This is a genomic window from Sphingomonas sp. GC_Shp_5, from assembly GCF_026540855.1.
Classification (GTDB): Bacteria; Pseudomonadota; Alphaproteobacteria; order Sphingomonadales; family Sphingomonadaceae; genus Sphingomonas.
The window spans coordinates 25,661-39,280 of the sequence record NZ_JALNUP010000020.1 but is presented as its reverse complement, the minus strand read 5'-3'; the positions used below and the strand labels follow the sequence as shown (position 1 = coordinate 39,280).

Sequence of the window (13,620 nt, the reverse complement as noted above, 5' to 3'; positions counted from 1 at the left end):
ATTGTTGCTCGTGACCGATGATCCCTCCGCCACGCTGGTGCTGGCCTCGACCTCGCCGCGCCGCCGGGACCTGCTCGCGCGCCTCGGCGTGGAGCCGGCGCGCATCGCCGCGCCTGACATCGACGAAGATCCCCGTCCTCGCGAACTGCCCCGCGTTTACGCGCTGCGACTGGCGGTGGAGAAGGCCGCTGCGGTGGAGCGTGGCGCGCATGAGATCGTCATCGCCGGGGACACCACGATCGCGCTCGGCCGCCGTATCCTGCCGCCGGCGCTGACCGAGGACATCCAACGCGACCTGCTCCGCGCGCTCTCCGGGCGGCGCCATCATGCGCTGTCGGCGGTGTGCGTGGTCGATGCAGCCGGCAAGGCTCGCACCCGGCTCGCCGACACCGTGGTCGCCTTCAAGCCGCTCGCCGAGGCCGAGATTGACGCCTATGTCGCCAGCGGCGAAGGTCTTGGCAAGGCCGGGGGTTACGCCATTCAGGGGCGCGCCGAGGCGTTCGTGCGCTTCCTCCATGGCAGCCATTCCGGCGTGATCGGCCTGCCGCTGTTCGAGACGCGCGCGCTGCTCAAGGCTGCCGGGCTGCCGCTTGCCTGAGTGGCTGTACGAGGCGGGGATCGGAGAATCCCGTGCCGCGCTGGTCGACGATGATCGCATCATCGAGGCGGCGATCGAGCTCGACGGCGCCTTGCGGCTCGGCACCGTCGCCCGGGCCAAGCTGGTCGAGGTGTTGCCCGGACGATCGGGGCGGCTCGACCTTGGCGGCACCGAGCTGCTGCTGCCGCGCGTGCCGGCGGGGATCACCCAGGGCGCCACCCTCACCGTCGAGATCGTTCGCGAGGCGCTTCCCGAAGCCGGCCGCGCCAAGCCACCCCGCGCGGTGGCCGTCGATCCCGCGACGCCGCCGGCCGACGGCCCAGATCTGCTCGCGCGCCTCACCGCGTCCGGCCACCCCGTGCGCCACGTGCTCGCCCACCAGCCCGATGCGCTGGAAGCGGCGGGCTGGTCCGAGCTGCTCGACGAGGCAACGTCGGGGGAGATCGCCTTCCCGCTCGGCAGCCTGCGGATGAGCCCGACGCCGGCGATGACCTTGTTCGACGTCGATGGCCCGCCGCCCCTCGAATCACTCGCGCTCGCCGCGGCACGCGCCGTTGCCGAAGCGATCCGTCGCCACGCCGTTGGTGGCTCGATCGGGATCGATTTTCCGACGCTTGCGGGCAAGGCGCCACGCCTGGCGGTCGCCGACATGATCGACACGCATCTGCCAATGCCGTTCGAGCGCACCGCGGTGAACGGCTTCGGCTTCCTCCAGATCGTCCGTCCCCGTCCCCGCGCGTCGCTGCCCGAAGGGCTCCGCGCCGATCCGGTCGGCGCCGCCGCACGCGCCGCGCTGCGGACGATGGAGCGGGTCCCGGTAGGTGCGCCGCGCCAGCACCGCCTAGCGGCGCCGGTCTACGCCTATCTGCACGCCCGCCCCGCCTGGCTTGCGGCACTCGCCCGCCGCACTGGCGTTGCTCCCCTATTGGAAAGCGCATGACCACCAAGCCCTGCCCCCTCTGCGACAAGCCGGCGACCGCCGAACACACGCCCTTCTGCTCGCGCGGCTGCCGCGACCGCGACCTGCTGCAGTGGCTCGGCGAGGGTTATCGTATCCCCGGGCCGGCGATCGACGAAGACGGGCTAGACAGGCGCGATGGCGCCGCCTAAAGGCGCACCTCCGAACGCGGTTCGGCAAGCCCGGGTAGCTCAGTTGGTAGAGCATGCGACTGAAAATCGCAGTGTCGGCGGTTCGACCCCGTCCCCGGGCACCACTTCCAAAACTTGATGTTGGCGCAACCTGACCCCGCCGCATCATCTCGCCACCAGCTTGAGAGCCCGCTAGACGGGGTACCATGCATGGATCACTTGCGCTCAGCCGTCGCCAGCTCCTGCTGACCAGTTCCGGTGGCACGCTTGGCATGCTGCTCGCCGACGCGCCGGCTGCAGCACTAATTCCGGTATCGCGGCCGGCTGTGCCCGGGCAAAACCGTTTGCCTCTTGCACCGCAGCCTTTCCTGCCCCTGCCGACCGGTTCCGTCCGCCCGGCAGGCTGGTTGAAGCGACAGCTGGAGATCCAAGCGCGCGGCATGGGCGGACGGCTTGATGAGTTCTGGCCCGATCTGGGCCCGAACAGCGGTTGGCTCGGCGGCAGCGGCGAAAGTTGGGAACGCGGTCCTTACTTTCTTGATGGGTTGCTGCCTCTCGCCTGGGCGCTCGATGATCCAATATTGAAGGCCAAGGCGCAGCGTTTCATTGATTGGACGCTTTCGAGCAGGCAGTCGAACGGCATGTTTGGCCCCGCGTCGAACGACGATTGGTGGCCGCGCATGGTCATGCTCAAGGTGCTGATGCAATATCACGACCTGACTGGCGATGCCCGTGTGGTTCCGCTGATGACCGCCTACTTCCATCATCAACTCGCCGCTTTGCCTACACGCCCGCTCAAGGATTGGGGTCGGTTCCGCTGGCAAGACCAACTTGTCGCGATGATATGGCTCTATAATCGCACAGGCGATCCCAGACTGATCGACCTTGCTCATCTGCTTCGGCGGCAAGGCTGGGACTGGAAAGCGATGTTCGCCGCCTTCCCGTTCACCGCCAAAGTCACGCCGCGGGAGATCGGGCTGGTGTTGCGACCGGAGGGCGATATCGGCGGTACTGGCGACCCCGCCCTTTCTGCCCACGGCGTCAACAATGCGATGGGGATCAAGGCGTCGCCGGTCTGGTCGCTAATTTCCGGTGACCCTGGTGATCGCGACGCAGTGTTTCACCAATTGGCCGAGCTTGACCGCTATCATGGCATGCCGACCGGTATGTTCGCCGCCGACGAGCATCTGGCCGGACGCAACCCAAGCCAGGGCGTCGAACTGTGTACGGTGGTGGAGACCTTGTTCTCGCTTGAGCAGGCGTTGGCGATCACGGGAAATGGTGCGCTCGCCGATCGGATCGAGCGCATCGCCTATAACGCGCTGCCCGCCGCCTTTACCGATGACATGTGGTCGCATCAGTACGATCAGCAGCCCAATCAGATCCGCACAGGCATCCAGCACGGTCCCTGGACGAGCAACGGCGATCAGGCGAACATGTTCGGCCTGGAGCCGCATTTTGGCTGCTGCACCGCCAACTTTCACCAAGGCTGGCCCAAGCTGCTCGGCAGTACGTGGATGGCGACCGCCGATGGCGGCTTGGCCGCGGTAGTGCATGCACCGGCCCGGCTGTCGACCAGCGTGGGCGAGGTGCCCATCACGATAGAAACTAGCACCGATTACCCGTTCCGCGGCACCCTCGCCTACCACATGGCGCCGGCGCGCCCGGTCTCCTTCCCGCTCAAGCTGCGGGTGCCGAACTGGGCGACGGGGTACCTATTGCGCGTAAACGGCCGCACGCTGGATGCTGTGCCGCAAGCCGGCTTTGTCACAATAACGCGAGTTTGGCATGCCGGCGACCGGGTCGAGTTGATCATCGCGCAGCGGCCGACGACCGTGGCGGGGTACAACGGCAGCTTCAGCGTCGCTGACGGCCCGTTGCTCTATGTGTTGCCGATCGGCGAACGCTGGACCAAGCTCCGGCAGCGCGGCCTATCAGCGGACTGGCGCACGGAACCGACGACCTCCTGGAACTACGGCCTGCCACAAGCCGCGGTGTTTCAGCGTGGAGAGGCCCCCATACCGCCGGTCCCGTTTGGCCGGAGCGCACCAGCAGCGTGGCTCACCACCGAGGCGCGGCACGTTCCGAAGTGGCAGGCCCAAGGCGCCTTTGCAGCACCGCCTCCGCCCTTCCCCGCTGCAACCGCTGGCTCGACTGAGAAGATCACGCTCGTTCCTTATGGAGCCGCCAAACTCCGCATAACGTCTTTTCCCGCCGTTGCTTCATTGCAGCAACCCGCGTTGATTGTCTCGCGCGCCGATATTCAGAACCGCTTAGCCGGGTTCTGAAACGAACGCTTATCAACCTTTGGCTTGGTGCCTCGGTTTAAACGCGCAAGCGCCCACGGCACTAGCAAAGATGCCGGTAAAGTGACTGGATCGAGCAGAATTTGCGCACATGCGGTTTTCGTCACATCCCTTGCACATCACTTAGCTAGAGCTTCAGTCGAGCATGCCGCGCTGCGGCGAGGAGACCATGGTGCCGATCGACCGCAGAACCTTTCTTCGCAGCGCTTCCGGGGCGGCCGCGGCCGGGGGCGCACCGGCGCGCGCGCTGCAGCGGCTGACCGCACGGGGCGGGATCGACGATATCGAGCATGTCGTCATCCTGATGCAAGAGAACCGCTCGTTCGACCATTATTTCGGATGCCTGCGTGGGGTGCGCGGTTTTGCCGATCCGCGACCCGTCACCTTACCGGGCGGCAAGCCGGTGTGGGCGCAGCGCCGCGCCGATCGCGACGGCGGGCAGATCGCCTGGCCGTTCCGGCTCGATTACACCAGCAGCAACGCGCGCTGCTTCACCGGGCTCGATCACAGCTGGAAGGACAGCCAGGCGCGCTGGCGAAACTGGGACGTGTGGGCGGACCAGAAGGGCGCGCTGACGATGGCGCATCTCACCCGCGCCGATATCCCCTTCTATTACGCGCTGGCCGACCAGTTCACCCTCTGCGACAGCTATCATTGCTCGCTGCAAGGCCCTACCGGCCCCAACCGCCTCTATCATTTCACCGGCACCAACGGCCTCAGCGTCGGCCAGGAGGGCGTCTATTGCGTCACCAACGGCGGCACCGATGCCAATCCTGGTGCCGACATGGCAAAGGACGATAGCAGCGAAGGGCTGCCGTGGCGCACTTATGCGGGGCGGCTGGAAGAGGCCGGGATCAGCTGGAAACTGTACCAGGAACTCGACAATTATTCCGACAATCCGCTCGGCTATTTCAAGGAATTCCGCAAGCTTGACCCCGCCTCGTCGCGCTACCGCCGCGGCCGGGCCTATGTCGATTGGATCGGCGGGGTGGCGCCCGCGGATCCTGGAAAGACCCAGGCGCGCCATCTCATCGCGGCGTTCGCGGCCGACGTCGCCGCGGATCGGCTGCCGTCGGTGTCGTGGATCGTGCCGCCGATGGCGATGAGCGAGCATCCCGACGCGCCGGTTCCGTTCGGCGAGGTGCTGATTAGCAGCCTCGTCGCCGCGCTCGCGGCGCATCCCAAAGTGTGGGCGAAGACCGCGTTCATTCTCAACTATGACGAGAATGACGGCTTCTTCGATCATGTCCCCGCCCCCGTACCGGGGATCGCGCCGCGCTATGGCGCCAGCAACGTCGACGTGCGCAGCGAAACCTATGAGGGCGAGCCCGTCGGCCTTGGCCCGCGCGTGCCGATGATGGTGATTTCGCCGTGGACGCGGGGCGGCTGGGTCAATTCCCAGCTGTTCGACCACACGTCGGTGATCCGCTTCCTCGAGAAACGCTTCGGCGTGATGGAGCCTAACATCTCGCCGTGGCGACGCTCGGTGTGCGGCGATCTCACCTCGATGTTTGATTTTGCGGTGCCGCCGAAGGCGCGGCTCGACACAAGCTGGGCGGCCTCCTTGCCGTCGGTCGCTGGCTATATCGCCGAGACCGAGCAGCTGTGCGCCAGCGCACCGCCACCGCCGATCGCCAAGAGCATCGGCGTGCCCGCCCAGGAGCCCGGTACCCGCCCGGCGCGGCCGCTGCTTTATCGCTTCGCGGTCGAGCCGCGCTGGTCGGACGCTGGCCTGAGCTTGCGCTTCGTCAACGATGGCCCGGTCGGGATCGTGCTCGGCGTGCAGGATGAAGTGGCGTTTCCCGACTGGCGCTATTTCACCGTCGCCGCCCAATCGCGGCTGGAGGAAGCCTGGCTGTTCCCGCGCGACCGGCCCCACGCAATCGTGGTGCGTGGCCCCAACGGCTTCTACCGCGACTTCCGCGGCGGCGGCGGCGTGCCCAGCATCGAAGCCGCGGTGGCGTGGCGCGAGGATGGCACGGCGGGCACGCTGCACCTCGCCAATCGCGGCGATCGAGCGGCCGCGCTGGAGATGCATTGCGCCCATCGCGGCACCCGCGAGCAGTTGACGCTCGTCGCGGGCGCCGAGACGCAGCGCCCGGTGATGGCGGCGGACCACGGCTGGTACGATTGGCTGCTGAGCGCGCCGGGTGCGGTGCAGATCCGCCTTGCCGGTCATGTCGAGACCGGCCGGCCGGCCGTCAGCGAACCCGCCCCGGCTTTTCCCCACCCCGCCTGACCGCCTCATAGCCACTGTCATCAACTTGTTGCCGAGCGTGCCTACAGGCCCCGCTCAGCGGGGACGGGCGACATGGCATCGAGGGACGGCGCGGTAGCAGGCGTCAAGATAGTGGATCGGCGGTTTCTGGCGCTTGCCGGCATGGAATTCTGGGAGCGCTTCGCCATGTATGGCGTCAAATCGCTGCTGGTGCTCAGCCTGGTCGATCGGGTGCTGGCGAGCGATCTTACGCAGGTGATCGGTGCGACGGCCTTGCGCGATGCCAGCGCAGCGATGTTCGGCTCGATCTCGCGCGCGGCGCTGGCCTCGCAGCTCTACGGCTATGCCAATGCGCTGATCTATCTTGCCATCCCGGCCGGCGGCTGGATCGGCGACCGCATCGGCGACCGCCGGGCGCTGGTGACGGGCGGCGCGATCGGCATGTTGCTCGGCTTGGCGATGATGCTGAGCGATCGCAGCTTCCTCATCGGGCTGATCCCCTTCGCGGTCGGCACGGGGGTGCTCAAGGGCAATCTCTCCGCCCAGCTAGGGCTGCTGTTCCATGACGAGGCGCAGCGCCGCCGGGGCTATACGATCTACCTCGGCTTTCTCAACGCCGGCGTGATCGGCGGCCCGCTGGCGTGCGGCGTGCTGGCGACGCTCGTCGGCCCGATCAGCGCGATCGCCGCCGCCGCGGCTGCGGTCGCTGCGGGGCTGACGATCTACAGGCTGGGCGATACCGAGGACGCCACTCCCGGGCCGGCTGCAGGCCTGCCAAGTGTCGATCTCCCGGACAGCCCAGCCGCCAGCACCACCGTTCTCGTCGTCGCGCTGACCGCCGTCTATCTATGCTTCGCCGCCTATGAGCAGCTCGGCAACGTCTTCCTGATATGGGCGCGCACCAGGGTCGACCTGCAGCTCGCCGGATGGACGATGCCGGTCGGCTGGTTCCTGTCGCTCGACGGAGTGATGACGCTGTCGCTGATCGCAATATCCCAATGGGCGACGCAGGCGCTCGAGCGCCGCGGCATGGTGCTCAGGCCGATGACGCAGATCACGCTGGGTGGAATGCTGTGTGCAGCCGGCTATCTGGTGCTGGCGGTCGGCAGCGCCACCGCTGGATCATCGCCGCTGCCGCTACCATGGGCGCTCAGCTATCTGCTGCTGGTCGACGCCGCGATCGTGCTGATCTGGCCCGCCGGCCTTAGCCTGATCGCCGGCGTCGCCCCGCGCCGGCAGCTTGGCCTGTGGATGGGGTTATTCTACCTTCACGGCTTCGTCGCGAACCTGTGGGCGGGCTTCAGCGGCATGTATGTCGATCGGATGGCAACACCGGATTTCTGGCTGCTCCACGCCGGTGTCGCCGGCGCCGGCGCATCGCTGGCGCTGGTCGCGGGCATGCCGCTGATGCGCACCCGAGAGCGTCAGGCGATCACGACCTTGGCGTGAGCGAACGCCCGCGCGTAATCGTCCTCCAGCGGCTGATCTGTGACAAGGATGTCGACTTCGTCCAGCGTTGCGGTCTGGACCAGCGCGTAGCGGCCGAACTTGGAGGCATCGGCACAGAGTAGCACCTGCTTGGCGGTGGCATAAGCGATGCGGCTCATCGCGGCCTCGCCAGGATGAAAATCCATCAAACCGCGCTCGAGGCTGATTCCGCCGACCGAGAGGATTGCGAGATGGGGGGTGAAGCCGCGGACATAGTCCTGGGCGACATGATCGGAAAAGGCGCGATAATCATAATCCATCTGCCCCCCGGCGAGAAACAGGCGGTTGTTGTTGATGCCGCCGAGATCGCCGGCGACGCGCATCGAATTGGTGATCACGGTCAGCGAGCGTCGCTCGAGCAGCTCCCGGGCGATGAAGCAGCTCGTGGTGCCGGAATCGATGAAGAGAATCGCGCCGTCGGGCACCAGCTCGGCCGCGGCGCGGGCGATGCTGAGCTTGGCGTCGGCATTCTCCTCCATCCGTTGGTGAAGCGGCCCTTCGTGCACCGGCGCCACCATGCGCGCGCCACCATGCTCGCGGATGATCACGCCCTGCTCCTCCAGCGCGCGGAGCTCGCGGCGGATGGTCTCGTCGGAGACGTCGAGATCGGTTGCCAGCGCCGTCACCGACAGCGATCGCCCGCTGCGCAGCCGGGTCATGATCTCGCGCTGGCGGTGTGATCGCTTCTCGATGGTGCCCTCCTTGGTTGTGCGTTTCAGCCGTGTCGCGCCGGCGCACGGGTTTATTGCAGGCAGGATGCGCCGGGGCCAGCCCGCAAGGCCGGCCCCGACAACACAGGGTCAGAAGCCCATCCGGGCGGTCAGCCGCATCGAGCGCGGTTGCTGGTAATTGACCGGCGAACGGTAATCGGAATTGACCGAGCCATCGCTCAACTCACCGAAATTGTTGTACGATGTCACCGCGCCGCTGTTGAAAACGTTGAACACGTCGAGGCGGATCGAGGTGTCGAGCAGGCCACGCACCGGCAGGTGTACGGTGGCGCTGAGATCGACCTGCGTCAGCCAGTCGCCGGTGAACGCCGTGCCCCGCGGGATCAGCTGACCCTGACAATAATAGCCATAGCCATGATAGGTGTTGGCATAGGCATCGACGCTGACCGGCACCGCGCCGATGCAGCTGTAATGTTCGGGCGATTGCAGCACCGCATTGGCGCCGAGGTCGAGCGCCTCGAACACGCGATAGCTGCCATAGGCCTTGAAGCTGTGGCGTCGATCGTTGGGTAGATAGCCATAGGCGCCGTTCTCGAAGCCCGGTGAGTCGAAATCGGCGGTGCGGTTGATCGCCAGCTGGCCGTTCTCCGAGCGGACACCGCCCTCGTAATTGCCCTTATCGAACGCCAGCGTGTACGAGCCCGACAGGCTCCACCGCTTGTCGAAGGTGCGATCGAAGGTCAGCGTCAGCGCGTTATAGTTGCGGCCCGGCTTGGGGTAGCCGAGGTCGGCTGCCTTGAGCGTCACCGTCGGGGTGGTGCCGTCGGGCAGCTTGTTGATCTGCACCGTCACGTCCTTGCCCGGATTGGCGATGACGAACTGGCTCCCGCCCGGATAGGCCGCCTGACACGCAGCCGCGGTGAAGCCCGCGGTGACACAATAGGCCCGGGCGCCCCCATCGATCGACATGTCCTCGATGATGTTCTTCAGCTCGCGGTGGGTGAAAGAGACACCGATCCGCACATGGTCGCCGAACTGATGCTCGCCGCTGATGATGAACTCATTGTCCGACTGCGGCTTGATGTTGGTGGCGATCGCGCCGGCCGGATTGAACGCCGAACCGTCCGCCGACACCTCGCAGTTGCGCACCCCGGTGTCGGGGCAGGCCGTGGTGTTGACCACCGACAGGATCGGCGTTCCCGCGACCGGGATGTTGCCCGCGCCGTTCACCCCGGTGAACAGATTGTAGCGGGTGTAGGTCACCAGGCTGCCGGCGACGTTGAGGTTGATGTCTCCCGCCATCGGCAGATAATATTGCGAATAGGAGCCGAAGATCTTGGTGCGGCCGTCGCCGAGCGGATCGAACGAGGCGCCGACGCGCGGCGCCCATTGGTTGCCCGATTCGAAGAAAGACTTGCCGTTCACGCCCTGGTTGCTGAAGCGATCGTTGCGCACGCCGATGTCCAGCCGCAGGCGGTCGCCGAGCAGCGACCATTGATCCTGCACGTAAAAGGCCTCGTTGCGGACATGGGCGATGCCGTTCTGCGCATAGACGCGGGTGGTATAATATTGCGTGCCGACCGGCAGGCCGAGCCGCGCTGCTGAATCGGCGGTGACGGCATAGATCTTGTACGCGCCGTCACCGATCGTCTGGTAGGTCTGCGACTGGGTGTCCTTCTCGTGATCATAGCCGATGCGGACGTGATGGGAGCCGAGCAGGTGGAACTGGAGATCCGCATCGCCGCGATAGAATTCGCGTTCGTCGTCAGTCTGGCTGAAGGCGTCGGTCACCTTGTTGAGGCCGATCTGGATCCCCGCCGGATCGGTGCGGTAATCGAGAACCTGGGGATTGACGGTGTCGAGCGGCACGTTGCCCGAGCGCAGCTTGTTGACGCCATAGGCGCCCGACAGGGTGAGCCACGGCGTAAAGGTGCCGGTGTAGCGGCCGACGTAATTGACGCCGCCGGCACGCGCGTTGGTGCCGCCGGTCTTGGCACCGAGCGTGGCGGTGGTGCGATCCCAATCATAGCTGCGGTTGCGCGTGTCGTTGGTCGTGTCGAAATAGGTGAATTCGAAGTGATGATCGCCGGTGATGTAGCCGTCGATCTTGCCGCCCCAGAATGGGCTGGCGTTGGTCGATCCGGTGGCATTGTCCTGGTTCGCCGAGGGCGTCAGCGTCTCGATATCGCGCAGATTGTAGAGGCCGTAGACGAACAGATGGTCTCTGATGATCGGGCCGCTAGCCTGGAAGATCGCCTCCTGGCGGCTCGCCGTCGCGTGGCGATAGTCAGTGGTGCGCGTCGAGGGCGAGCTATCGCGCAGCGCGTCCGGCTCCCAGATGCCGGTGACGCTCGCATGATATTCGTTGGAGCCCGATTTAGTGGTGGCGACGACATAGCCGCCGGTAGCGCGGCCGAATTCGGCGGGGGCGCCGCCCGTCTTGACCTCGACCGTCTCGTAGAAGTCGAACGGCACCTCGGTCGGCTGGCCGCCCGAGACGAAGTCGGTGACGTTGAGGCCGTTGATGTAGAAGGCGTTCTCAGTGAAGGCAGCGCCAGCGATCGACACCTGGCTGGCGAAGCCGCCGTTCGACGGCGACGATCCCTGCACCGTTCCGGGCGTGAGCAGCATCACGTCGCGCAGCGACTGCCCGATCGGCACCCGCTGGGTCAGCGACGCCAGATTGATCGTGCTGCCAACGGTGGTGTCCTGGAAGTCGGCAACGCGCTGGCGTGAGCCCTTGACGACGATATCGGTCGCCTGTGACGCCGGCGCCAAGCGGAAGCTGTTGGCGCCGCCGGTCTCGCGGGTGAGGGCGATGCCGGCCTCAATATAAGGCGCAAAGCCCGCCGCGGTGATGGTGACGTCGTAATTGCCCGGCGCGAGCTGCGGGATGGTATAAGCGCCGGCAGCGTTGGTCGTCACCGTGCGGCTGACGCCCTTGTCGGACGAGGTGATCTTCACCTCGGCATCGGCGATTCCCTGACCGTCCTGCGCTGTCACGCGGCCCGACGCGGCGATGTTGGTATAGTCTTGCGCGCTGGCCGGCGCGGCTGCCAGCACGACAGACACGGCGGCGGTCGAGCTGAGCATCAGCAGCAGGCGCGCGGCAGCGCGCGCCGAAAGTCGCGTGGAACGAGGCATGGAAGCCCCCCATGAAGATGTCACCGGCAGCGCGAGGTGCCGCGCCACCACCGGGCGGTTAGCCGCGGTCTGTGGAACTTCTGTGACAAACAGACAGATTTCTCACATTGCACGGTAACGTGCAAGAACCGCCCTGGCGACCCGTAGATCAGCTATTGGCGGCCCCAAGACGGCCGTTGTTCTCTTCGCCGTCGCGTTTGATCCGACAGTTAACCATGTTGCGCGCTCTCGACGTCGCACATTCGTTCACGTCCGCTCGATGCCTCGACGAGCAGCCTTGGAAGACAAGGAGTGAGACTTAACTACCGTTCCCAGCACCTTCGTAGTCGAAACCGTAGCGCGGCAATTCCCTATTCGAGCGAAGGGGACGAGGAGAATTTACCTTAATCGCCCGACCAATCGGTTGTGATCTCGCCCCTATGCCCGTCCGGCGCCAGCACGGCGCGCAGGGCTTCGAGCAGAGGCGGCAGCGCCTGGGTGAAGGCGTAGGGTGGATTGACGATATAAAGGCCTGCGCCATTATAGATGCCGGGCTGATCGTCATCATATAACCAATGCTCCACCTGCAGCAGTTTCGGCATGCCGAGCTTGCGCAACTCTTCCTGCCACCGCCAGTGCGTGGCGCGGTCTTTCAGCGGAAACCAGATCACCGTCACGCCATGCGCCCATTTGCGGTGAGCGGCGGCGAGCGTGGCTGTGATCCGGGCGCGCTCGTCGAGTTGTTCGTACGGCGGGTCGACCACCACCACGCCGCGCGGGGTTCGGGGCGGCAGCATCGCCAGCCAGAATTCGTAGGCGTCACGCTCATGCACGGCAGCGGATGTGTCGCGCATCACGCCGCGCAGGGTATAGGCGTCCGCGGGATGCTTTTCGTTCAGGATCAGCAGATCCTGTGGACGCAGAAGCTGCGCCAGGATCCGCGGCGAACCAGGGTAGAAGTGCGGCTCGGCCCCGAGGTTCACCGCCTGTACGGCGGCGCAATAGTCGTTCAGTAAAGGGTCGGGGTCGGCAAAGGCGCGCAGCACGCCCTGTGTGGCCTCGCCGGTGCGTTGGGCTTCCTCGCCGCGAAGGTCGTACAGCCCGCAGCCGGCGTGAGTGTCGATCAGGGTCAGCGCACTCTGTTTTTGCTGCAAAGCCCGCACGAGCGCGATCAACAGGCTGTGCTTTACGACATCGGCGCTATTGCCGGCATGGAAGGAATGGCGATAATTCATTGCAACTCAAAATTTTTGGGGATCTATCTTTATACGTGCTGCGGAGCGCGAGGCGACCAAAGCATTCAGGTCGGGCAACAGCCTTCAACGCATGCCCAAACAGACTTCGGCTTTCGGCACATCGGCCGTTTCAATTGCCCTCGGCATCGACGGTGAACACCACCGGCTTGCCCCGGGACATTGGCTCCCAGCCGGCCGACAAAGCGGCGCGCACGCACCGCGAGATCGTTGCGTCATCGAGTTGGAGACGGCCGCGCGGCAAGCCCTTCAGGAGCCGCCTAGGCGGCGGGAATTGCACCCATGCTTCGCGTTTGGCATCGCGCTGGAGCAAGGCAATCGTCATGCCCTTCCAACCTTCGTCATCTGTCTGATGTGGTTCACGCTGCAGGTGCCAATCATATAGGGCGCCATCTACATTGATGGTGCCGCCGTTGTTCTGGGATTTCGACATATAGGTGGTTCTAGCATGCTGGCCCGGCCAAAGCACAGGTTTGGGGCTGGGTCGGACATCAGAGACTCGTTACCGCTGCCGGATTTCGGACGCTCGTCAATCTTGGCAATGTCACCGCTGTTGCGGTTCGGCTTCCCGCTCGCATGTGTCAAATCCTGTGAACCGCGGACTGTCCATCTAGCGGAAGGCATGTGGCAAATGCCGGCATCTCTGGAGCACGTTTCCGTTCCGCAGAACCGGGTTCCACGGTGTCCGAACTTGGAAGTGGCTTCGAAACAGCCTCACGGGATGAGCAGCGTTGAACAAGGTAACTGGCGATCAGGCCTGCATGGCCGTCGATCCATCCCTTACCACCAGCGCGTTTGTACAATCTCTGCCTTAATTACAACATGATCTCTGGTACAAACTCACCCATGTCCAAGGCGTTGACGATGCCATCGT

At 65.4% G+C, this 13,620-nt stretch carries 10 protein-coding genes and 1 tRNA gene; 7 read left to right on the top strand and 4 right to left on the bottom strand.

The window, feature by feature from the left end; genetic code table 11:
- Positions 1–10 precede the first annotated feature (10 nt).
- From OXR60_RS15045 to OXR60_RS15015, 7 genes are all read left to right on the top strand, one after another.
- Positions 11–598 (top strand): nucleoside triphosphate pyrophosphatase, encoded by a 588-nt coding sequence (locus OXR60_RS15045; RefSeq protein ID WP_267396750.1) that lies wholly within the window; start codon positions 11–13, stop codon positions 596–598.
- Positions 591–1,538: a ribonuclease gene (locus tag OXR60_RS15040; protein WP_267396749.1), complete on the top strand. Its 948-nt coding sequence runs from the start codon at positions 591–593 to the stop codon at positions 1,536–1,538. Before OXR60_RS15045 ends, OXR60_RS15040 begins: the two co-directional genes overlap by 8 nt.
- A complete protein-coding gene (yacG, locus tag OXR60_RS15035) occupies positions 1,535–1,708 on the top strand; it encodes a DNA gyrase inhibitor YacG (protein ID WP_267396748.1) in 174 nt (57 codons plus the stop codon). The genes OXR60_RS15040 and yacG overlap by 4 nt, the downstream gene beginning before the upstream one ends.
- A 28-nt stretch (positions 1,709–1,736) precedes the next feature.
- Positions 1,737–1,812 (top strand) — tRNA-Phe (locus tag OXR60_RS15030).
- Between the two features lie 81 nt (positions 1,813–1,893).
- Positions 1,894–3,975, top strand: a complete 2,082-nt coding sequence (locus OXR60_RS15025) for a beta-L-arabinofuranosidase domain-containing protein (protein WP_267396747.1) — start codon at positions 1,894–1,896, stop codon at positions 3,973–3,975.
- A gap of 163 nt (positions 3,976–4,138) precedes the next feature.
- A complete protein-coding gene (locus OXR60_RS15020) occupies positions 4,139–6,232 on the top strand; it encodes a phospholipase C, phosphocholine-specific (protein ID WP_267396746.1) in 2,094 nt (697 codons plus the stop codon).
- Between the two features lie 111 nt (positions 6,233–6,343).
- The gene (locus tag OXR60_RS15015; RefSeq protein ID WP_267396745.1) at positions 6,344–7,660 is read left to right on the top strand and encodes an MFS transporter; all 1,317 of its coding nucleotides are present in this window, start codon (positions 6,344–6,346) and stop codon (positions 7,658–7,660) included.
- On the opposite strand, the gene OXR60_RS15010 is transcribed toward OXR60_RS15015, so the two are convergent.
- From OXR60_RS15010 to OXR60_RS14995, 4 genes are all read right to left on the bottom strand, one after another.
- Complete coding sequence (locus OXR60_RS15010; protein ID WP_267396782.1) at positions 7,636–8,391, bottom strand: DeoR/GlpR family DNA-binding transcription regulator; 756 nt, start codon at positions 8,389–8,391, stop codon at positions 7,636–7,638. The two genes, OXR60_RS15015 and OXR60_RS15010, sit on opposite strands and share 25 nt — an antisense overlap.
- Positions 8,392–8,499: 108 nt before the next feature.
- Positions 8,500–11,514, bottom strand: a complete 3,015-nt coding sequence (locus OXR60_RS15005) for a carboxypeptidase regulatory-like domain-containing protein (RefSeq protein ID WP_267396744.1) — start codon at positions 11,512–11,514, stop codon at positions 8,500–8,502.
- Between the two features lie 383 nt (positions 11,515–11,897).
- Positions 11,898–12,728 (bottom strand): 23S rRNA (adenine(2030)-N(6))-methyltransferase RlmJ, encoded by an 831-nt coding sequence (gene rlmJ / locus OXR60_RS15000; RefSeq protein ID WP_267396743.1) that lies wholly within the window; start codon positions 12,726–12,728, stop codon positions 11,898–11,900.
- A gap of 130 nt (positions 12,729–12,858) precedes the next feature.
- On the bottom strand, positions 12,859–13,179 hold the full coding sequence (locus OXR60_RS14995; RefSeq protein ID WP_267396742.1) for a hypothetical protein: 321 nt from the start codon (positions 13,177–13,179) through the stop codon (positions 12,859–12,861).
- Between the last annotated feature and the right edge of the window lie 441 nt (positions 13,180–13,620).